The sequence below is a fragment of the Cupriavidus nantongensis genome (assembly GCF_001598055.1).
Classification (GTDB): domain Bacteria; phylum Pseudomonadota; class Gammaproteobacteria; order Burkholderiales; family Burkholderiaceae; genus Cupriavidus; species Cupriavidus nantongensis.
The window spans coordinates 1,891,252-1,911,194 of the sequence record NZ_CP014845.1 but is presented as its reverse complement, the minus strand read 5'-3'; the positions used below and the strand labels follow the sequence as shown (position 1 = coordinate 1,911,194).

Below are 19,943 nucleotides of genomic sequence, written 5' to 3'. Positions count from 1 at the left end.
CTGGCCCCCGGCTATGCCGGCGGCTGCGGCTGCGGCGCGGGCGCGGCGTGGCGCCGGTAGTCGCCCGGCGTCATGCCGGTCCAGCGGCGGAACGCGCGGAAGAACGAGTTGGCATCGTCGAAGCCGAGCCGGAACGCGATCTCGCCCAGCGACAGCGCGCCTTCGCTCAGGTAGTGGCCGGCCAGCTCGCGCCGCGCGTCTTCGCACAGCGTGCGGAAGCTGGTGCCGGCCGCCATCAGCCGGCGCTGCAGCGTGCGCTCGCTGATGTCGAGGTGGCGCGCCACCGCGGCCAGGCTCAGGGCGCGGTCGCCGGCAAGCTGCTGCAGGGCGCTGCGCACATCGTAGAGCGAGGCCGCGGCCGGCCGCAGGTCGCGGCTGGCGGGCGGCGCCGCGGGGCTGGAGCGGTCGCGCGCCATCAGCCGCAGCGCCAGGTCGCGGCGGCCGAACACGATCGCGTCTTCGGGCTCGCCAAAGCGCACCGGGCAGTCGAAGGCCTCGGTATAGCGCAAGTGCCAGGCGGGCCGGCCGATGCGCAGCGAGACCCGCAGCGGATGCAGCGGCTTGCGCGTGAAGCGCCGGCCGAAGGCCAGCAGCGAGCACAGCTCCATGTCGATGCGCGGCCGGCTGTCGGGCGCCTCGGGATCGCTCGGGCGGATGCAGACCCAGGCCTCGTCGCCCTGGCGGCGCAGCTCGACGCGGTCGCCGGCGAGCAGCTTCTGGTAGCGCGCGATGCGCCGCAACGCCGTGCCCAATGACGGGCCGGCCATGGCCGGCAGGCCGGCCAGGCCGAGCAGGTCGGGCGGCATCCGGCTGCCAAGCCACAAGCCGATGGCGGGGTCGCCGGTGGCGTGATAGACGGCCAGCAGCAGGTGGATGGCCTGTTGCGGGTCGGCCGCATGCGCGGCGGGTTGATGGTCGAACGGGTCGGAGTCGGTATCGGATTCCGGGGCAGGCGCAAGTGCCGATACGTCGTAACCGCCTTCACGCAGCGCGTGCAGCAGGTCACGAGGCAACGGCCCGGCCTGGATAGGCTCTTGTTGTGGCATCGTCGTTTTCTGGCTGGCAAGGTGGCGCAAGTGCGCCAGTGCAGCCCCCGGTACGAAAGAGATTACGCGGTGACGATGGCCCCTTCAAGGGCGCGGGGCGGCCGGAAATGTGTGCCAGGCAGCTTAACGGACGCTCGCGGAGGCTTCCCTGGATGCCAGGCGACGGGGAGGCCCGCGCCGCTGCTGGCCTGGCGGGCCGCTGCAACCCGTTGCCTAAATTTTGGGCAGTCCGGTGCGGTGGCGCACAGACCGGGGTTTTCGGACAGGGCACGCCAGGATATCCACAGATTCTGTGGATATCACGTCGGAGTTTTCAACATGGGTTTGTGCGGCTGCCGGCAGGCGTCGGAAGCGGGTATGCTGGGCCGGTTCGACGGCATGGCGGGGCGCTTGTCCGGCGCCTGTCCGGCACCATCCCTGCCTCATCTTGCGTCATCCTGCCGTCAACGCTCGCTAAACCCGGCATACCCCTTCACGACTCAACCTGCCCGCCGCCATGCGCCATGACCGGTCGTCCGCCTTTCCGCCCCGCCTTGCCGTGTTGCCGATGCTTGCTGCCGCCGTGGCGCTGTCGGGATGCGTGGCGCAATACCGGGTGCCTGCCGGTGCGCCGTCCGCCAGCGTGCGGCTGGTGACCAGCACCGATGAAAACACCTCGTTCACCGTCGTCGATCCGGCCAGATGCCCGGACCCGGCCCGGCCGCTGGTGCTGGCGGGGATGGGCAGGCAGTTGTCGGCGATGGGAAGGGAGCGCAGCCTCGACATGGCCGGGCGTTCGCCCGAGCCGGCCGCGCGCACGCGTGAACGGTTGGTGGAGGCGGGCCGGCGCCTCTATGTGGCGGTGACTTCGGCGGCCGCGCCGCCGCTGCCCGAGATGCGCTGCGCCGCCGGCGTGTCGTTCGTGCCGGTGGCCGGCGCCCAGTATGAGATCCGCTACCAGCGCGACGAGACCGCCAGCCAGTGTTCGGCGCGGATCCTGCGCCTGCAGCCGCTGGCCGACGGCGGCGCGCGCCTGACGGCCGAGCCAACGCAGCAGGGGTTCAGGGCGCTGCGCAAGGATTATGTCTGCCAGGCGTTGTAAGACCCGTCCGGGCCCCCCGGCTGCGGACGGGTTTGCGGGGCAGCGGGCAACCGGATCGGCCCGCTGAGCCCCGGCGGCAGGACTGGCTTACTGCTCGATCAGGAAGCGCTCCGGGCGCTTGCCCAGCCAGGCCGGCGCACGGCCGCGGCCCGACCAGGTCTTGCCGGTCTTGGGGTCCATGTACTTCGGGGGCAGGGCGGCGGCAGGCTTGCGCGCGCTGCTGCCGGCGGGGCGGCCACGCTTGCGCCGGGGCAGGATGTCTTCCGCGGTCAGGCCATATTCGGTCATCAGTTCACGGATTTTTTCGATCACGCCCGCGACTTCGGTTGCGCGCACTTCATTGAGCTTGGCTTCCAGCGCTTCCTTCTCAGCCAGGAGTTGCTTGTATGTCGCCATTTATATCCCCTTTCTGCAATTAGGCCGCTGCATGGTACTAGAAATTCAGGTGACCGGGCACCTGAAAAAATTTTACAAAAAATAACGCAGATTGCACGGACAGATTGTCGCGGCCTTTGTCGGCATCATTGCCATGCCCAATACGGGCACCATTGCCGCAACCATGGCTTCGGCATTGCCCCGGCCAATGATGGTTTTGCTGTGCCGGATTTCCATTTTCTTGCCCCCATTCAGGGCCGATCGAAATGCGCGCGGTGCCCGGCTTTAGCGCCTAGACTGTTTGTCTGCGCCCCGCGCAGTGCCACCTCACGACTACCGGAGCCCCCTATGAGTCAGCAGATCTTTGTCAATTTGCCTGTGCGCGACCTGCAAAAGTCGATTGCCTTCTTTACCCAGCTGGGTTTTTCCTTCAATCCGCAATTTACCGACGATACCGGCACCTGCATGATCGTCGGCGAGAACATTTTTGTGATGCTGCTCACAGAAGCCAAGTTCCGCACGTTCTCGCCCAATGACATCTGCGATGCGCGCAAAGCCACCGAAGTGCTGGTTTGCCTGTCGATGGAAAGCCGGGCCCGCGTCGATGAAATGGTCAATGCCGCGGTGCTGGCGGGCGGCAATACCTACAAGCCGCCAATGGACCTGGGCTTTATGTACGGCCATGGCTTCCAGGACCTGGATGGCCATGTCTGGGAACTCGCGTACATGGATATGGCGGCGCTGCAGGCATCGCAGTAAAGGCGCCAAAAAAAACAGCCCGGGAAAGCAGGAAGCCCGGGCTTGAAATCCACCTGGATCGCGGTGGAGGAGACATCAGGTTGTCAGCGTCCGGGCAGGGTCCGGGACGCGGTCATGCAGGGTGGCGTCAGATCGCCCAGCCGCCGGCGTAGAACGCCGCCAGCACCACCGCGATCGCCACGGTGCCGAGATTGAGCTTGCGCCATTCGCCGGCGACGATGCGGCCGACCACCAGCGTGCAGAAGCCGAGCATGATGCCGGTGACGATATTGCAGGTCAGCACGATGAACACGGCGCAGACCAGGCCGGCCAGTGCATCGACCAGGTCGTCCATATGCAGGCGGCTGACGCTCGACAGCATCAGCAGGCCGACGTACATCAGCGCGGGCGCGGTGGCGTACGACGGCACCAGCGCGGCCAGCGGCGAGAAGAACATCACCGCCACGAACAGCAGGCCTACCACCACCGCGGTCAGGCCGGTCTTGGCGCCGGCGGCGACGCCGACGGTCGACTCGATATAGGCCGCGGCCGGGGCGCCGCCGAACATACCCGAGAAGATCGAGCTGACCGAGTCCGCGGTCAGCGCGCGCCCGCCGTTGTGGATATGGCCGGCGGCATTGAGCTGCCCGGCCTGTCCGGCGACGGCGCGGATGGTGCCGGTGGCGTCGAACACCGCGGTCATCACCAGTGCCAGCACGCTCGGCAGCACCGCGGCGGTCAGCGCGCCGCGCACGTCCATGGCGCCGATCAGCGACTCGTGGCCCGGTGCGCTCAGCGACGGCAGCGCAAACACGCCGGTGAACTTCACCGCCGGATCGAAGGCCAGGCCCAGCGCCGAGATCGCGATGATCACCAGCAGGATCCCGCCCGGCACCTTGCGGCGCTCGAGCCCGAAGATCGCGGCCAGGCCCAGCACCGACATCACCACCGGGAACGAAGTGATCTTGCCCAGCGCCACCGGCAGGCCGGCATGCGTGTTCTTGACCACCAGCCCGACCTCATTCGAGGCGATCAGCAGCAGGAACAGGCCGATGCCGATGCCGGTCCCGTGCGCGACGCCGGCGGGCAGGTTGCGCAGGATCCAGCTGCGCACGCCGGTGACCGAGATCGCGGTGAAGATCAGGCCCATCAGGAACACCGCGCCAAGCGCGACCGCCGGCGACAGGCCCTGGCCCAGCACCAGGCCGAAGGCCATGAACGCGGTCAGCGAGATGGCGCAGCCGATAGCGATCGGCAGCTTGGCCCACAGGCCCATCAGCAGCGAGCCGAAGGCCGTGGTCAGGCACACCGCGACAAAGACCGCGCTGGTGTCGAAGCCGGCCTTGCCCAGCATGCCGGGCACGACGAAGACGGCGTAGACCATCGCCATGAAGGTGGTGACGCCGGCCACCACTTCCTGGCGCTGGGTGCTGCCGCGCGCGGTGATCTCGAAGAACGCGTCGAGCCGGCCTTTGACTTCCGGAACATGGGCGGCTGGGTGGGCTTGCGGGCGTGCGGGATCGGCCTCCGCCGCGGACGACGGATACGGTTGTTCGATCATGATGGCTGTCTCCTTGCGGGCGCTGCAACGTCCGTCGTGCGGAACGTCGTCAGGCGGTCTCACGTGGTTCTGGTCTGGGCTGGAGGCGGAATCCTGGCCAACCCCGCTGTTATCGGTGTGCCGCTTGTCGGTGCCTTCTGTGGGCGTGATCCGGGCAAGGCTGAAGGCTAGGTGAGGCGGCGCCGGCCATCATCACCGGCGCTCAATGCGCGGCATGTGCGACGGAGAATATCGAATGTGATCTCTGATTATCTCTGGAGCGCGAGGCCGCTCCAGGTGGCGTTTTCGGCGGCTACCGTTATCAGGCGATCCATATACGGCCTATAGGGAATGACCCGGATGCCTGGCGGTCGACTTCTCTATACTAGGGATAACCCTGAATCGTCTCGCGATCCGGGCCGAATCCCGGCTAGAAGTGCTTCGCGAGACACCAGACCTGTTTCCCACCGGAAAGGAAGAATCGCCATGCAAGCTCTCGCCGACACCCTTTATCGCCAGCCCGTCCAGTCCAAGGCTGCCAGGCCCGCCGCGGCCGAGCCGGCGCGCGATGTCGCCTGTTACGCCCGCATGGGCAACGGCCAGTCGCTGGCCGCGCGCGTGCGCGCCTACTTCGCGCAAGGCTGGACGCTGTACGCGGCCAATGCCCGCGAGGCCGCGCCGATCCAATGGCTGTAACGCCAGCGCGCTGCGTCAGTACATGCCGGTGCGGGCCATGAACGCCTCCAGCGTCCAGCCGCGCCCGAGCAGCAGCATGCGCGTATGCAACCCGTCGCGCGTGGCGGCATCGACGGCATCGCCCAGCCACGTCAGCGTCTTGCTGCGCAAATCCACATAGCCCATGGCGTAGTCGGGGGCCAGCGCCTGCCATAGCGCGTGGGCCCCCGCGGACTGCCGCGCGCCGCTCAGCAGGCATAGCCCGCCGTCCAGCGCCCAGCGATAGAGCGCCCGCGCCAGGCCGCGGCGCTGGTAAGCGGGCGCAAACTTGCTATGCGGCGCCCGCACCCACGGATCGGCCCGCCGGCCGACCTCGATCAGCCGGTTGAAGACGGTATAACCGGCCAGCCGGCGCTGCATCACGTCCTCCACATACACGTAGTACTCGCCGTCCGCCTCGCGGTAGCGCAGGCGCAGGCCGGGCGCACCCGCCGGCAGCGCGGGCATCGCATGGAGGCGGTCGCCGGGCCGGCCGATGCGGCCGTGCAGGTCGTCGAGTTCGCGCTCGATCTCGGCGGGGGCCAGTTCAACGTCGATGCGCAGTCCGAGCGCGCGCGGCAGCGCCGGCGCCGGCAGGCGCAGGGCATGGAAATTCGCCATGGCAGTCTCCCACCGGCTCAGGAATTGAGGAGCAGGTAGAGGGCGGCGAGCGCCACCATGGCGCAAAAGGTGTGGCGGTAGAGCGGTGTCATGTCTGGCTTTCTCCTGGCTGCATGATCGAGCGGGTGCCGGATGGCATCCGCGACATGGGCCGTGCGGGAAAGCTCAGGGCTGGAGGGTGGCGCCCCGAGCTGCCCGCACGGCCAGGAAAAGCACGGCGCGGCGGACCGGGTTGCAGGCGGGGAAGTGCCTGGCCAGGTCAGGGGCAATGCCATGCTGCGCCCCGCGTACGCGCACGCCTGCCGCCGGCTGGGCCGGGCGGTTCAGGGTGGCGAAACGGGCGAAACAAGGCATGGGGGCTGGGGGACGCAAGGGTGCGGAGGAACATTGCTTATGCCACACTTCGTCGGGAATGTCCAGCCAAGTTGCCGGCTTCCGCGTTGAACTTCGTTTTACTTGCGGCGCGCCCGAGTGGCGGCGAACGGACCCGCACGGGCCGTCGTCATCGTTCATTGTGAACACTGTCTACATGTACTAGACTCGGAAACATCGTTCACCCGGCCTTCTTGCAGGAGCCAAGATGACGACTTCCCCCACCCCCGAAACGGATACCGGCCCGGTCCGGCTGCTGGTCGCCACCACCAAGGGTGCCTGGTTCCTGACCAGCGACGCCGCGCGCCGCAGCTGGCAGATCGACGGCCCGACCTTCCTCGGCCATACCATCCACCATATCGTGCAGGACCCGCGCGAGCCGTCGCGCGTGCTGATGGCGGCCCGCACCGGCCATCTGGGCCCGACCGTGTTCCGCTCCACCGACGGCGGCCGCAACTGGACCGAGGCGGCGCGCCCGCCCGCGTTCGACAAGGTGCCCGAAGGCGAGACCGGCCGCGTGGTCGACCACGTGTTCTGGCTCACCCCCGGCCATGCCAGCGAACCCGGCACCTGGTACGCCGGCACCTCGCCGCAGGGCCTGTTCCGCAGTGCCGACCATGGCGCGACCTGGGAGCCGGTGCGCGGCTTCAACGACCATCCGATGTGGCGCACCTGGACCGGCGGCGAGCAGGACGGCACCCCCGACGGTCCCAAGCTGCATTCCGTGCTGGTCGATCCGCGCGATGCGCGCCACCTGTATATCGGCATGTCCAGCGGCGGCGTGTTCGAAAGCACCGACGCCGGCGCCGACTGGAAGCCGCTGAACCGCGGCAGCATCGCCAACTTCCTGCCCGACCCCAACCCGGAATACGGCCAGGACCCGCACTGCATGCTGCAGCATCCCGCCAACCCGGACATCCTGTACCAGCAAAACCATTGCGGCATCTACCGGATGGACCGCCGCGAGAGCGTGTGGAAGCGGATCGGCGAGGCGATGCCGGCGGAAGTCGGCGACATCGGCTTCCCGATCGTCGCCCACCGCCGCGACCCGCGCACGGTATGGGTGTTCCCGATGGATGGCAGCGATGTGTGGCCCCGCGTCAGCCCGGGCGGCCGGCCCGCCGCCTATGTCACGCGCGACGGCGGCGAGACCTGGCAGCGGCAGGACCGCGGCCTGCCCGCCGAGCAAGGCTGGTTCACGGTCAAGCGGCAGGCCATGGCCACCGACGGCCATGATCCGGTGGGCGTGTACTTCGGCACCACCGGCGGCGAGCTGTGGGCCAGCGCCGATGAAGGCGAGGCCTGGCAATGCATTGCCCGCAATCTGCCGCAGATCTACGCGGTCAGCGTGGCGCGTCCGGCCTGAAGGCCAGCCACCGCGCCTGCCACCGCGCCGGAGGACTCACCATGCAGGTCCGTATCGCCACGCCGCTGTTCTCCTATACCGGACAGCGCGAATATGTCGAGGCCCGCGGCGCCAGCATTGCCGAGCTGCTCGACGACCTCGAGCGCCAGTTTCCCGGCATGCGTTTTCGCATCGTCGACGAGCAGGGCAAGCTGCGGCCGTATATCCGCATCTTCGTCAACCGCACCCAGCTGATGCGGCTCGATGCGCCGCTGCAGGAGACCGACGAGGTCCATATCCTGCAGGCGCTGGCCGGGGGCTAGCCCCCCGGCCGCGGCGCCGCTCAACTCCCCGTGCCCCTGGCCGATATCCAGTCATGAACCCTGCCGTGCGCCATCCGCCGCGGCCGCAGGCAGATGACAACGATGGCGGCAACACACCACACGCACGGCACGGGAGCGACGCATGAGCAGTTCCATGAGGGACATCGACGAACGGACTAACCTCACCAACAACAACCAGTTCGAGCTGCTGCTGTTCCGGCTCGGCGAGGCGGAACATTCCGGCCAGTCTGAGCTGTTCGGCATCAACGTCTTCAAGGTGCGCGAGATCCTGGTGATGCCGCCGGTGACGACCGTGGTCGGCGCCGACCCGTCGATCCTGGGCATGGCGGATATCCGCGGCCAGGTGATCCCGGTGATCGACCTGCCGCGGCTGGTAGGCTGCAAGCCGCGCAGCGGCCTGGGCATCCTGCTGGTGACGGAATACGCGCGCTCGACCCAGGGCTTCGCGGTCGAAGCCGTCGAAGAGATCGTGCGGCTGGAATGGAACCAGGTGCATTCGGCCGAGGCCAGCGTGCGCACCGGCCATGTGACCAGCATCGCCAAGCTCGAAGGCGGCGCGGATGGGGGCGAGAACGGTGCCGAAGGGGCGCGCCTGGTGCAGGTGCTCGACGTCGAGCAGATCCTGCGCGACGTGCTGCCGACGCGCCAGCCTGACGTCGATCCGGGCGAGGTCGGGCCGCAGCTGCAGCTGCGCCCCGGCGCCAAAGTGATCGCCGCCGACGACTCCGCGCTGGCGCGCGGCCTGATCGAGCAGGGCCTGAAGGCGCTGGGCGCGCCGGTGGTGATGACCAAGTCGGGCAAGGAGGCGTGGGAACTGCTGGACCGCATCGCGGCCGAGGCCGCCAGCCAGGGCCGAGCGCTCCAGGACGACGTCGCGCTGGTGCTGACCGACCTGGAGATGCCCGAGATGGACGGCTTTACGCTGACGCGCAAGATCAAGGCCGACAGCCGGCTGAAGTCGCTGCCGGTGGTGATTCACTCGTCACTGTCGGGCGAGGCCAGCGAAGAGCATGTGCGCAAGGTGGGGGCCGACGCCTACGTGGCCAAGTTTGTCGCCAAGGAACTGGCCGACACCATCCGCGCGGTGCTGACCCCGCGGTGCTGACCCATTAGGCACGACGCCACGGGGCTGGAGCGGGAGGCACAAAATGCAAGCGCCCGCAACCATTCCCGTACGCCGGCTGGTTGCCTATAAAACGGGCACTCCAGCGCGTTCCAAGGCGGGCGCGCCCTTCGCGGTTGTCAAGAGGGGGGATATCCACTGTTCCTGTGGATATTTTTTGTGGACATGTCGGGGCCGCCGGTGCGCTCCCGGCCGGCATCACGCGATGCCGGCCGGGATGCCCCGACCGCGGCCTGGCGCGGGCTCCCGCGCCGCCGCGCTCCCTGGTGCCGCCGCTCCTCGCTCCCCCTGTTCTCGCCTGTCCTTTGCCGCTGCGCTACTTGGGTTGTGCCACCGTGCGCAGGTAGGGCTTGAGCGTCTTGAAGCCTTGCGGGTATTTCTTGCTGGCTTCCTCGTCCGAGACCGAGGTCGGGATGATGACGTCCTCACCCGGCTTCCAGTTCACCGGCGTGGCCACGGTGTGCTTGGCGTTGAGCTGCAGCGAATCCAGCAGCCGCAGCACCTCGTCGAAATTGCGTCCCGCGCTCATCGGGTACACCAGCATCGCCTTCACCTTCTTGTCCGGGCCGATGATGAACACCGAGCGGATGGTGGCGTTGTCCACTGCTGTGCGCGGGCCGCTGCCGCTGGCCTCGGGGTGGATCATGTCGTAGAGCTTGGCAACCTTCAGGTCGGCATCGCCGATCATCGGGTAGTTGACGGTACAGCCCTGCGTTTCCTCGATGTCCTTGACCCAGCGCTGGTGGTCGCCCACCGGATCGATGCTCAGTCCGATGATCTTGGTATTGCGCTTGTCGAACTCGGGCTTGAGCCGGGCCATATAGCCCAGCTCGGTGGTGCACACCGGCGTGAAGTCCTTGGGATGCGAGAACAGGATGGCCCAGCCGTCGCCGATCCACTCATGGAAGCTGATCTGGCCTTCCGTGGTGTCTGCGGTGAAATCAGGGGCTTGCTCGCCCAGTCGAATCGCCATGGTTGCGCTCCTTGCAGTTGGCTTGGTTTGGAATCGCGCGTTGCCGCGCACGGTTGCCCGCTAATGTCCGCTATCCCGCCATCGCTCCGCCGCTAGCGGAACACCAGCACCGGGATCGTGCTGTGGGTCAGCACCTTGTGTGTCTCGCTGCCGATCAGCAGGGCCTGCAGCCCGCGCTTGCCATGCGACGACATCACGATCAGGTCGCACTCGCGCTGCTGCGCGCACGCGATGATGGCCTGCCACGGATGGTCGTCGGTGGCGGTGACGGTGTCGCAAGGCACGCCGGCCTGCGCCGCGGTCTGACTGAGCGCGGCCAGGAAGGTGTCGGCGTGGCGCGCGGCCTCGGCCGTGAAGTTGCCCTTGGTGTCTTGCAGGCTGGTGAGCCGGTAGGTCAGCACGTGGTACTCGGGAAGCACATGCAGCCCGGTCACGCGGGCGCCGATGCGGCTGGCGAATGCCATCGCGCGGCCCACCATGGCATCGGCGCGCGCGGAGCCGTCGGTCGGTACTAGCAGGTGCCTGTACATGATGAGCCTCCGCTTGCAGAGAGATACCGCGCCAGCCTGGCGCTGTCCGCGCACCGGCGGGCGAGCCAATCCAGTATAGGAATTGCGCGGCATAAGGAACAGGGCACCGGGCGATCCCGACGCCGCCGCGAAGCTGGGCCGGCGGCGCGGCCAAACATTAACATCCTGTTATCATCCGATGCACCTGTACTCACGCATCGATGGAAGAGACCGACCCATGATTGCGCTGCGCGAAGCTTGGCTGGCCGGATTGTTCCGCCGCGGCAACTGGCTGCCGAACCTGGTGTCGGGCGCGATCGTCGGAGTGGTGGCGCTGCCGCTGGCGATGGCGTTCGCGATTGCCTCGGGCGCCAAGCCGGAGCAGGGCCTGTACACGGCCATCGTCGCGGGCCTGGCGGTGTCGCTGTTCGGCGGCAGCCGCGTGCAGATTGCCGGGCCCACCGGCGCCTTTATCGTGGTGCTGTCCGCGGTGACCGCGCGCCACGGCATCGACGGGCTGCAGATCGCCACGCTGATGGCGGGCCTGATCCTGCTGGCGATGGGCCTGACCCGGCTGGGCAGCGTGATCCGCTACATCCCCGCGCCGGTGATCGTCGGCTTTACCGCCGGCATCGGCGTGATCATCTTTGTCGGCCAGTGGCGCGATTTCTTCGGGCTGCCGCCGGTGGCCGGCGCGCATTTCCATGAAAAGCTCTGGCACCTGCTGCAGGCGCTGCCGCAATGGCACCCGGCTACCACCGCGCTGGCGCTGGGCAGCCTGGCGCTGGTAGTGGGCGCGCCGCGCGTGCGCTGGCTGCGGCGCGTGCCGGGGCCGCTGGTGGCGCTGGTGGTGGCCACCGCGGTGCAGGCGCTGTTCCGCTTCGACGGCGTCGCCACCATCGGCACGGCCTTCGGCGGGCTGCCGCGTGGCCTGCCGGTGCCGGCGTTGCCGGACATCACGCTGGCGCGCGTGCTGGAGCTGGCCGGCCCGGCCTTCACCATTGCCATGCTCGGCGCGATCGAGTCCTTGCTGTCGGCGGTGGTGGCCGACGGCATGGCCGGCACCCGGCATGATTCCAACCAGGAGCTGGTAGGCCAGGGCATCGCCAATGTGCTGGCGCCGCTGTGTGGCGGATTTGCCGCCACCGGCGCGATCGCGCGCACCGCCACCAATATCCGCAACGGCGGCAACAGCCCGCTGGCCGGCGTGGTGCATGCGCTCACGCTGGTGCTGGTGCTGCTGTTCCTGGCGCCGCTCGCGGCCAGCGTGCCGCTGGCCGCGCTGGCCGCGATCCTGTTCGTGGTGGCCTACAACATGAGCGAGATGCGCCAGTTCGCCCGCATGGTCCGGCGCGCGCCGCGGGCCGATGTCGCGATACTGCTGATCACCTTTACGCTGACGGTGCTGACCGACCTGGTGGTGGCGGTCAATATCGGCGTGATCCTGGCCATGCTGCAGTTCCTGCGGCGCATGTCGGCAGCGGTGGAGGTGGCACCCCAGCCTGCTGAAGCCGTCGCGCGCGAACTGGGCGATGCGGGCACCGGCGCGGTGGCGCCGATGCCGCCGGGTGTGCTGGTCTATGTCATCGACGGCCCGTTCTTCTTCGGCGCGGTCGAAGCGTGCGAGCGCGCGCTGGTGCAGACCCATACCGAGCCGCGCGTGCTGCTGATCCGCCTGGGCCGCGTGCCCTTCATGGACATGACCGGCCTGCAGACGCTCGAGGCGGTGATCGTCACGCTGCAGAAGCGCGGCGTCGCGGTGGTGCTGGCCGAAGCCAACGCAAGGGTCAGGGAAAAACTGGCGCGCGCCGGCGTGCTGGCTGCGCTGGGCGAGGGCAACTACGCGGAGTCGCTGGCGCAGGCGGCGCAGCGCTGCGCCGTGCTGACAGGAGACAAGCAAGGCGAGGGCATCGCCCCGCACTGAGTCACTTCTTCTGGCGCGTGCTGCCCGCCGGCTTGGGCTTGGTGGCGTAATCCACGCCATGCTGCGCCAGGTAATCGCGGATCAGCTGGCGCACCACCTGCGACGGCGTCAGGTCCTGCGCAGCGCACAGCGTTTCGAAGGCCTTCTTCTTGACCGGGTCGATCAGGATGGTCAGGCGGGCGGTCTTGGATTCCATGAGGGTGTGCGGCGGTCCGGGCCGGCGATGGCGGCGGCGATGGGAAGGGCATTATATACAGCGCTGCCGCAGGGCTTCGATAGACCGACGGTTTGCTCCCCTCTCCCGCCTGCGGGAGAGGGGCCGGGGGTGAGGGCAGGCCGCGGCATACCACCGGTCTGACTTCGTGGAGAAGCCTGGCCCTCACCCCAACCCTCTCCCGCAAGCGGGAGAAGGAGCACACAGTTAGTGCTGACAAAGCCGGTAGTCTTCCCTATTCCGCCATCTCCAGATCCGCAATCACCGCCGCCAGAAAGCGCGCGGCTTCCCCGCCCGTGACCACGCGATGGTCGAAGGTCAGGCTCAGCGGCATCACCCGGTGCACCGCGGGCGCGCCGGCGGCCGCGACCACTTCGTCGCGCACGCGGCCGGCGCCCAGAATCGCGACGGTGGGCGGCACCACGATGGGCGCGGCATAGCGCCCCGCGATCATGCCGAAGTTGGACAGCGTGATGGTGTTGCCGCGCATCTCCTCGGGGGCGATGGTGCGCGCGCGGATGTCGGCGCGCATGCGGTCGAGGCCGTGGCGCAGGTCGGCCGCGTCGCGGTTGCCGACATCGCGCAGCACCGGCACGAACAGGCCCTCGGGCAGGTCCGCGGCAATGCCGACGTCGATCTTCTTCAGCACGTGGCGGCGCCCGGTCTGGCCTTCATACCAGGCATTGAGGCCGGGCTCGGCGCGGCAGCCGGCCACCAGCGCGCGCACCAGCCGGATGGTGACGTCGGCGCCGGCTTGCCACGCATGGATGTCCGCGTCGTCCATCACGGTGGCGGCGGCCACTTCGGCCTGCGCGCGCGCCATGTTCTGCGCCATCGCGCGGCGCACGCCGCGCAGTTCCTCGGGTGCGCCCAGCTCGGCCAGCGTGCTGGCGACGCGTTCCACGTCGGCGGCGGTGACCACCCCTTCCGGCCCGGAGGCGGTGGCCATCGCCAGGTCCACGCCCAGCCGGCGCGCCAGCGCACGCACCGCGGGCGTGGCCTTGACGCGCGCGGCCATGCCCGCCGCGGGCGCCGCGCTGCCGGGCGGCGCGGCTTCGCTGGCCACGTGCGTGCCGACCTGGACCGAGCCCACCACGGTGCCGGCATCGGCATCCTCGCCGGCGCCCTCGAAGCCGACCAGCGGCGCACCCAGGTGCACGATGTCGCCGGGCTGCGCGAACAGCTTGCCGATGCTGCCGGCATAGGGCGACGGGATTTCGACGATCGCCTTGGCGGTCTCGACCGACAGCAGCGGCTGGTCCGCCGCCACGGTATCGCCGGTCTTGACGTGCCAGGCCACGATCTCGGCCTCCTGCAGGCCTTCGCCCAGGTCGGGCAGCTTGAAGACTCTCATCGGTCCTCCTTGGCGGGCTTGAACATTGCGCGCACTGGCTGGCGCCTACGCCGCCAGCGCCCTGCGCGCGGCATCGACGATGCGCGCGACGCCGGGCAGGTAGGTGTATTCCAGCCGCGCCAGCGGCACCACGGTATCGAAGCCGGTCACGCGCTGCACCGGCGCGGCCAGCGAATACAGCCCCGCATCGGCCAGCTGCGCGGCGATCTCGGCGCCGAAGCCGGCGGTGCGCGGGGCCTCGTGCACGATCACGCAGCGGCCGGTGCGCGTGACCGCGTCGAGGATGGTCTGCATGTCCAGCGGCTTGAGCGTGGCCACGTCGATAACGGTCGCGGTGATGCCTTCCACGGCCAGCGCGTCGGCGGCGGCCAGTGTCTCCTGCACCATCGCGCCCCAGCTGACCAGCGTCAGGTCGCTGCCTTCGCGCAGCGTGAAGCAGGTATCGAGCGGCAGCGCCGCGCCGTCGTCGGCCACTTCCTGGCGGAACAGCCGGTACAGCCGCGTGGGCTCGAGGAAGATCACCGGGTCCGGGTCGGCGATCGCCGCCAGCAGCAGCCCGTAGGCGCGCGCCGGCGACGACGGCACCACCACGCGGATGCCCGGCATATGCGCGAACATCGCCTCCGGGCTTTCGGAATGGTGCTCGGGCGCGTGGATACCCGCGCCGCACGGCGAGCGCACCACCAGCGGGCAGGCCAGGCGCCCGCGGGTGCGGTGCCGCATGCGCCCGGCGTGGTTGATGATGTGGTCGACCGCCGGGTAGATAAAGCCGGTGAACTGGATCTCGGCCACGGGTTTGAGCCCCATCGCCGCCATGCCGATTGCCGCGCCGACGATGCCGCCTTCGGCCAGCGGCGTATCCATGACGCGCGCGGCGCCGAAGCGCGCCTGCAGGCCTACGGTGGCGCGGAACACGCCGCCGTTGACGCCGATGTCCTCGCCCAGCAGCAGCACGTCGGGATCGTGCTCCAGCGCATGGGCCAGCGCCAGGTTGACTGCTTCGACCAGATTGATTTCCGCCATGGTTCGCTCGCTGTGGGCCGGGTCGATGGAGGAGTGCGCGCGCCGCGCCGGCAGCACCGCCAGGTGCGGCTAGCCGTGCTGCGCCGGGAAGCGCCGCGCGATCTCCAGCTGCGCCTGCAGTTCGGCCGGCATGGCCGCGTACAGGCAGTCGAACATCGCGGCCGGGTCCGGCGGCGGCATCGCCAGGTAGGTCTCGACCGCCTGCGCCACCTGCTGCGAACAGGCCCTGACCAGCGCCTCTTCGCGCGCCGCATCCCAGGCGTGCAGGGCCAGCAGGTGGGTGCGCAGCCGCAGCAGCGGCTCGTGCTGCCAGTGCGCCTTGACGCTGGCCTCGTCGCGGTAGCGCGAGGCATCGTCGGCGGTAGTGTGGTCGCCCAGCCGGTAGGTGATGGCCTCGATCAGCGCGGGACCGCCGCCGTCGCGCGCGCGCTCGATCGCCTCACCGACGCGATGGCGCACCGCGACCACGTCGTTGCCGTCGACCTGCTCGCCCGGGATGCCCGCGGCAATGGCCTTCTGCGCCAGCGTCTGCGCCGCGGTCTGGCCGCTGCGCGGCATCGAGATCGCCCACTGGTTGTTGTTGATCACGATCACCAGCGGCGCGCGCCAGGCGCCGGCCATGTTCATGCCTTCATAGAAGTCGCCCTTGGAGGTGCCGCCGTCGCCAAGCAGGCAGACCGCCACGCGCGGCTCGCCGCGCAGCTGAAAGGCGTAGGCGGCGCCGGCCGCGTGGCACACCTGGGTGCCGATCGGCACGCAGTTGGCAAAGTCATGCGGCGCCGCGGCAAAGCCGCTGCCGCGCTCGTCGCCGCCCCAGTAGAGCAGGCTCTCGGTCATCGTGACGCCGCGCACAAACTGCGCCGCATGGTCGCGGTACGAGGGCACCAGCACATCTTCCGGCCGCATCGCGTAGGCCACGCCCACGCCGATCGCCTCCTGGCCCAGCGCCGACGCGAAGGTGCCAATCTTGCCGGTGCGCTGCAGCGCGATCGCCTTCAGGTCGAACTGGCGCGTCAGCACCATCGCCTGGTACAGCGGCACCAGCGCGTCGGGATCGCTGGCAAACGGTGGAGGGGAAGCAGTGGTGGGAGTGGTGTCGCCCGGCGGGGCAAGGTAGCGGGTATAGCCGATCTCAAAGCGCGCAACCGTGGACATGGCAGGTCTCTCGATGCGGTTGTCTCGACAGGATCCGCGCGGAACGGGGCGAGGATCTTCGCAGCCCTCCGCGGCAATGATCGCGTTGTGATCCCTGCCGTGCTTTTTGGGCGCGGGGGACTTGAGCTTGAGTGTAGGGCATTTGCGCGGCCGGCGCGGCGCAAAATCGTCTTGCTGCGCACAAATGCGCGATGTCCGCGCGGGCCGCCGCTCAGGCTTCGAGGTGCGGCTGCATCAGCGCGCGGAACCACTCCAGGAATACCGCAAGCCGTGCCGAGCGCTGGCGGCGGTGCGGATAGAGCAGCGACACCGGCATGCTCGCCGGACGCCAGTCGGGCATGACTTCCAGCAGCTGCCCGGTGTCGAGCAGGTGCTGCACGTCGAAGCGCGGGATCTGGATCAGCCCGATGCCGGCGAGGCAGCAGGCGATATAGCTCTCGGCATTGTTGACCGAGACACGGGTTGCCACCTCGGCCTCGCGCGCGCTGCCATCGGCATCGAGGAATTCCCATGGCAGGTCGCGGCCGGTGCGCGGGCTGGCGTAGCCCACCGCAAGGTGGCCGCGGCGCAGGTCGGACGGATGCCGGGGTTCGCCATGTTCGCGCAGATAGGAGGGGCTGGCGCAGTTGACCAGCGCGATCCGGCCCAGCGGCCTTACCACCAGGCTGCTGTCGGCCAGCACTCCGAAACGCACCGCGCAGTCCACGCCCTCCTGCACCAGGTCGATGGCGCGGTCGCTGGAACCGAGCGACAGCTGCAGCCGCGGATGGCGCCGCAGCAGGGCGGGTAGCGCAGGTGCCACCAGCCGGCGCGCGATGCGGCTCGGCATATCGACGTTAAGACGGCCGCTGGCCTGGCGCTGGCCGGCCTGGAACAGCTGGTCGATATCCTCGACCTCGGCCAGCAGCGGGCGCAATCGCTCCAGCAATTGCGCGCCGTCGGCGCTCAGCCGCACCTGCCGCGTGGTCCGGTGCAGCAGCCGCGTGCCGACCTGGGCCTCGAGGCCCTGCACCGCCGCCGACACCGACGCGCGCGGCAGCCCGAGCGCATGCGCGGCCTTGATGAAGCTGCCCATCTCGGCCACCTGCAGGAATACGCGGTACTGGTCGAATCTGTCCATATGCCTCGCTCGTCGATGGCGCAAGCATACCTGCAATGCGTGCGCACATCGGAGCGGGGGCCTGCGTGGTGGCTTGCTTCTTACTTGGTGGTGTAGCCGCCGTTGATCAGGATGGTCTGGCCGGTGATCCACCAGCCGTCGCTGACCAGATGGCGGATAAAGGGCACCACATCCTCGATATGCGTCAGTCCCGTCGGCGAGAACGGCGACAGCGCGGCCGCGCTCTTGTGATAGGCCACGGCGTCGTCGCCTTCCTGGCCGTAGAAGAACGGCGTGTCCATCGGGCCGGGTCCTACCGCGGTCACCGAGATGCCGCGCGCGCCGAACTCCTTGGCCGCGGCGCGGGTAAAGTGTTCGACCGGCGCCTTGGTGCCGGCATAGGCGGCATAGAAGGGCGTGAACGCGCCCAGCAGCGAGGTCACCAGCGTCACGATCTTGCCGTGGTCGTTGACGTGGCGGCCGGCTTCCTTCAGGAAGAAGAAGGCGCTCTTGGCGTTGACGGCCGACATCTCGTCGTACTCGGCCTCGCTGATCTCGGCGAACGGTTTCTTCAGCACCTTGCCCACCGTGTTGATGGCGATATCGGGACGGCCCACCGCGGCCACGGCATCGGCAAACAAGCGCTCGACCGCGCCCGCGCTGGTCAGGTCGGCCTGCAGCGCCACCGCCTGGGCGCCGCTTGCCTGCAGTGCCCGCACCGTGGCCTCGGCATCGGCACGCGAGGCCGCGCTGTTGTAGTGGATGGCGATGGCCCGCGCGCCCTGGGTGGCCAGGTCGCGCGCGATCAGCCCGCCCAGGTTCTTGGCGCCGCCGGTGATCAGCGCGACCTTGCCGCGGATGGAATGGTCAGCCATGGAAACTCTCCTGTGGATGCGTCGAAGGAGGCTTCAGCTTAGGCGGCCGCAACTGCGGAATAAATCGGCGGCGACTGGATAGATCATCCAGGAAACCAGAACAATGCGGGGCCGGGCCTCAGCGCTGGTACGGCGGCGGCACGAAGCCGGCAAAGCGCTGTTGCGTCACCGCCTTGAACTGGGCGGACTGGTAGGCCTCGCGGATGTCCCTGACGAAGGGCTTGTTCAGGTCGGCGGTCTTCACCGCGACCAGGTTCATGTAGTAATCCGGAATCTTCTCCAGCGCCAGCGCCGAGGTCAGCTTCAGGCCCGAGGCCAGCGCATAGTTGCCGTTGACGAAAGCATAGTCGACATCGTCGAGCGAACGCGGCAGCTGCGCGGCTTCGAGCTGGACCAGCTTGAGCTTGTGCGGGTTGGTATCGATATCGCGCTCGCTGGCGCGGATCGGGTCGGTGCCGGGCTTGAGCGTGACCCAGCCGATTTGCTGCAGGATGGCGATGGCGCGCGCCAGGTTGGTCGGATCGTTCGGCAGCGACACGGTGTTGCCCGGCTTCACCTCGGCCAGCGCCTTGTGCTTGCGGCTGTAGATGCCGATCGGCGCGGTCGGTACCTGGATCACGTCGCTCAGCGCCAGCTTGCGGTCGGCCGAGAACTTCTTCAGGTAGGCCACGTGCTGGAAGGCGTTGGCGTCGATGGCGCCGTCGGCCAGCGCCAGGTTGGGCTGCACGTAGTCGCTGAACTCGACGATGGTGACCTTGTAGCCGCGCTGTTCCAGCACCGGCTTGACGCCATAGCGGATCTGGTCGGCATACGGGCCGGCGGTGGCGCCGAAGCGGATTTCCTTCTTGTCCGGATCGGCCGCGCCTGCGCCTTGCATCACGCCCAGCGCCAGCACGGCTGCCGCCAGCCGCGCGGCCAGGCCGAATTTCCCGTATTGCATCGGATGCTCCCCTTTGATGTGGTGGTGTGGCCGCGGCGTCGCGCCGTGGCGTCGGGCCATTGTATGGAAAAGCGGCCAATAGACGAACGAGCGTTTACGCATGGCGATATGCCCGCGCGGAATAAGGCCTACGCTGTAGGAACGCGTCACGCGTCATCCGTTTGCAAGCGCTGGGAGGCCGCCATGCCCGAACAACTGACCAAGCATCCCGACGTCACCATCCAGGTGCTGCGCAGCGCCGGCGCCCGCTGCGGCGAGGGCGAGACCCAGGCCATCCTGCGCAGCTGTCCGCCGGCGCGCTTTTGCAAGCTGCCGGGCGGCGAGGTCTGCGTGTACGGCCTGGATGGCGCGCCCGCGATGACCCAGTTCACCGCCGCCGACTGGCAGTCGCTCGCGCCGCTGGCGCGCGGCGGCGCCGACGATGCTGGCGGGGGCGCATGGAGTGGCATGGCGGTGGCGATCTTCATCGCGGGGCTGGTTGCTGGTGCGCTGGCCGCCGCAGTGCTGGCGCGCTGGCGGCGCGGCCGTCGCCGGGTTTAGCTGCGGCTGGCGTGGGGTTTTCGCTGGCATGGTGTTTG

21 protein-coding genes are annotated in these 19,943 nt (G+C 68.8%); 8 read left to right on the top strand and 13 right to left on the bottom strand.

Annotated elements, in window-relative coordinates; genetic code table 11:
• Positions 1-11: 11 nt before the first annotated feature.
• The gene (locus tag A2G96_RS29445) at positions 12-1,046 is read right to left on the bottom strand and encodes an AraC family transcriptional regulator (protein ID WP_231909692.1); all 1,035 of its coding nucleotides are present in this window, start codon (positions 1,044-1,046) and stop codon (positions 12-14) included.
• Positions 1,047-1,593: 547 nt separating this feature from the next.
• Between A2G96_RS29445 and A2G96_RS29440 the strand changes: the two genes are divergently transcribed.
• The gene (locus A2G96_RS29440; RefSeq protein ID WP_062804204.1) at positions 1,594-2,127 is read left to right on the top strand and encodes a hypothetical protein; all 534 of its coding nucleotides are present in this window, start codon (positions 1,594-1,596) and stop codon (positions 2,125-2,127) included.
• Between the two features lie 87 nt (positions 2,128-2,214).
• On the opposite strand, the gene A2G96_RS29435 is transcribed toward A2G96_RS29440, so the two are convergent.
• A complete protein-coding gene (locus A2G96_RS29435) occupies positions 2,215-2,523 on the bottom strand; it encodes an H-NS histone family protein (RefSeq protein ID WP_062803660.1) in 309 nt (102 codons plus the stop codon).
• A 327-nt stretch (positions 2,524-2,850) separates the two neighbouring features.
• Between A2G96_RS29435 and A2G96_RS29430 the strand changes: the two genes are divergently transcribed.
• Positions 2,851-3,261, top strand: coding sequence for a VOC family protein (locus tag A2G96_RS29430; protein ID WP_062803659.1), 411 nt, complete (start codon positions 2,851-2,853; stop codon positions 3,259-3,261).
• Positions 3,262-3,388: 127 nt separating this feature from the next.
• Here A2G96_RS29430 and A2G96_RS29425 read toward each other — a convergent pair whose 3' ends face one another.
• Positions 3,389-4,801, bottom strand: a complete 1,413-nt coding sequence (locus tag A2G96_RS29425) for an NCS2 family permease (RefSeq protein WP_062803658.1) — start codon at positions 4,799-4,801, stop codon at positions 3,389-3,391.
• Between the two features lie 465 nt (positions 4,802-5,266).
• On the opposite strand from A2G96_RS29425, the gene A2G96_RS29420 reads away from it, so the two are divergent.
• Positions 5,267-5,476 (top strand): hypothetical protein, encoded by a 210-nt coding sequence (locus A2G96_RS29420; RefSeq protein ID WP_062803657.1) that lies wholly within the window; start codon positions 5,267-5,269, stop codon positions 5,474-5,476.
• 15 nt (positions 5,477-5,491) lie between these two features.
• Here A2G96_RS29420 and A2G96_RS29415 read toward each other — a convergent pair whose 3' ends face one another.
• Positions 5,492-6,115 (bottom strand): hypothetical protein, encoded by a 624-nt coding sequence (locus A2G96_RS29415; protein WP_062803656.1) that lies wholly within the window; start codon positions 6,113-6,115, stop codon positions 5,492-5,494.
• A gap of 580 nt (positions 6,116-6,695) precedes the next feature.
• On the opposite strand from A2G96_RS29415, the gene A2G96_RS29410 reads away from it, so the two are divergent.
• The 3 genes from A2G96_RS29410 to A2G96_RS29400 all read left to right on the top strand — a co-directional run bounded on the left by A2G96_RS29410 (position 6,696) and on the right by A2G96_RS29400 (position 9,281).
• Positions 6,696-7,853 carry a WD40/YVTN/BNR-like repeat-containing protein gene (locus A2G96_RS29410; protein WP_062803655.1) on the top strand — a complete coding sequence of 386 codons (1,158 nt, stop codon included), beginning with the start codon at positions 6,696-6,698 and terminating at the stop codon, positions 7,851-7,853.
• Between the two features lie 41 nt (positions 7,854-7,894).
• Entirely contained in the window at positions 7,895-8,155 is a 261-nt protein-coding gene (locus A2G96_RS29405; protein WP_062803654.1) for a MoaD/ThiS family protein, read from the top strand.
• Between the two features lie 142 nt (positions 8,156-8,297).
• The gene (locus A2G96_RS29400) at positions 8,298-9,281 is read left to right on the top strand and encodes a chemotaxis protein (RefSeq protein ID WP_062803653.1); all 984 of its coding nucleotides are present in this window, start codon (positions 8,298-8,300) and stop codon (positions 9,279-9,281) included.
• Positions 9,282-9,615: 334 nt separating this feature from the next.
• Here A2G96_RS29400 and A2G96_RS29395 read toward each other — a convergent pair whose 3' ends face one another.
• Both A2G96_RS29395 and A2G96_RS29390 read right to left on the bottom strand, forming a co-directional pair.
• The gene (locus A2G96_RS29395; RefSeq protein WP_062803652.1) at positions 9,616-10,272 is read right to left on the bottom strand and encodes a peroxiredoxin; all 657 of its coding nucleotides are present in this window, start codon (positions 10,270-10,272) and stop codon (positions 9,616-9,618) included.
• A gap of 92 nt (positions 10,273-10,364) precedes the next feature.
• The gene (locus A2G96_RS29390) at positions 10,365-10,802 is read right to left on the bottom strand and encodes a universal stress protein (RefSeq protein ID WP_062803651.1); all 438 of its coding nucleotides are present in this window, start codon (positions 10,800-10,802) and stop codon (positions 10,365-10,367) included.
• Positions 10,803-11,019: 217 nt separating this feature from the next.
• Here A2G96_RS29390 and A2G96_RS29385 point away from each other — a divergent pair, with 217 nt between their 5' ends.
• Entirely contained in the window at positions 11,020-12,705 is a 1,686-nt protein-coding gene (locus A2G96_RS29385) for a SulP family inorganic anion transporter (RefSeq protein WP_062803650.1), read from the top strand.
• Between the two features lies 1 nt (position 12,706).
• Here the strand turns inward: A2G96_RS29385 and A2G96_RS29380 are convergent, their stop codons facing one another.
• The 7 genes from A2G96_RS29380 to A2G96_RS29350 all read right to left on the bottom strand — a co-directional run bounded on the left by A2G96_RS29380 (position 12,707) and on the right by A2G96_RS29350 (position 19,365).
• Entirely contained in the window at positions 12,707-12,901 is a 195-nt protein-coding gene (locus A2G96_RS29380; RefSeq protein ID WP_018006421.1) for a ribbon-helix-helix domain-containing protein, read from the bottom strand.
• Positions 12,902-13,154: 253 nt separating this feature from the next.
• A complete protein-coding gene (locus A2G96_RS29375) occupies positions 13,155-14,273 on the bottom strand; it encodes a dihydrolipoamide acetyltransferase family protein (RefSeq protein ID WP_062803649.1) in 1,119 nt (372 codons plus the stop codon).
• A 45-nt stretch (positions 14,274-14,318) separates the two neighbouring features.
• Positions 14,319-15,296 carry an alpha-ketoacid dehydrogenase subunit beta gene (locus A2G96_RS29370; protein ID WP_062804203.1) on the bottom strand — a complete coding sequence of 326 codons (978 nt, stop codon included), beginning with the start codon at positions 15,294-15,296 and terminating at the stop codon, positions 14,319-14,321.
• 69 nt (positions 15,297-15,365) lie between these two features.
• Positions 15,366-16,451 carry a pyruvate dehydrogenase (acetyl-transferring) E1 component subunit alpha gene (gene pdhA, locus A2G96_RS29365; protein WP_062803648.1) on the bottom strand — a complete coding sequence of 362 codons (1,086 nt, stop codon included), beginning with the start codon at positions 16,449-16,451 and terminating at the stop codon, positions 15,366-15,368.
• 211 nt (positions 16,452-16,662) lie between these two features.
• Positions 16,663-17,571, bottom strand: a complete 909-nt coding sequence (locus tag A2G96_RS29360) for a LysR family transcriptional regulator (RefSeq protein ID WP_062803647.1) — start codon at positions 17,569-17,571, stop codon at positions 16,663-16,665.
• A gap of 80 nt (positions 17,572-17,651) precedes the next feature.
• Entirely contained in the window at positions 17,652-18,425 is a 774-nt protein-coding gene (locus A2G96_RS29355; protein ID WP_062803646.1) for an SDR family oxidoreductase, read from the bottom strand.
• A gap of 118 nt (positions 18,426-18,543) precedes the next feature.
• On the bottom strand, positions 18,544-19,365 hold the full coding sequence (locus A2G96_RS29350) for a MetQ/NlpA family ABC transporter substrate-binding protein (RefSeq protein ID WP_062803645.1): 822 nt from the start codon (positions 19,363-19,365) through the stop codon (positions 18,544-18,546).
• A gap of 183 nt (positions 19,366-19,548) precedes the next feature.
• On the opposite strand from A2G96_RS29350, the gene A2G96_RS29345 reads away from it, so the two are divergent.
• Positions 19,549-19,905 carry a hypothetical protein gene (locus A2G96_RS29345; protein WP_062803644.1) on the top strand — a complete coding sequence of 119 codons (357 nt, stop codon included), beginning with the start codon at positions 19,549-19,551 and terminating at the stop codon, positions 19,903-19,905.
• Positions 19,906-19,943: the final 38 nt, after the last annotated feature.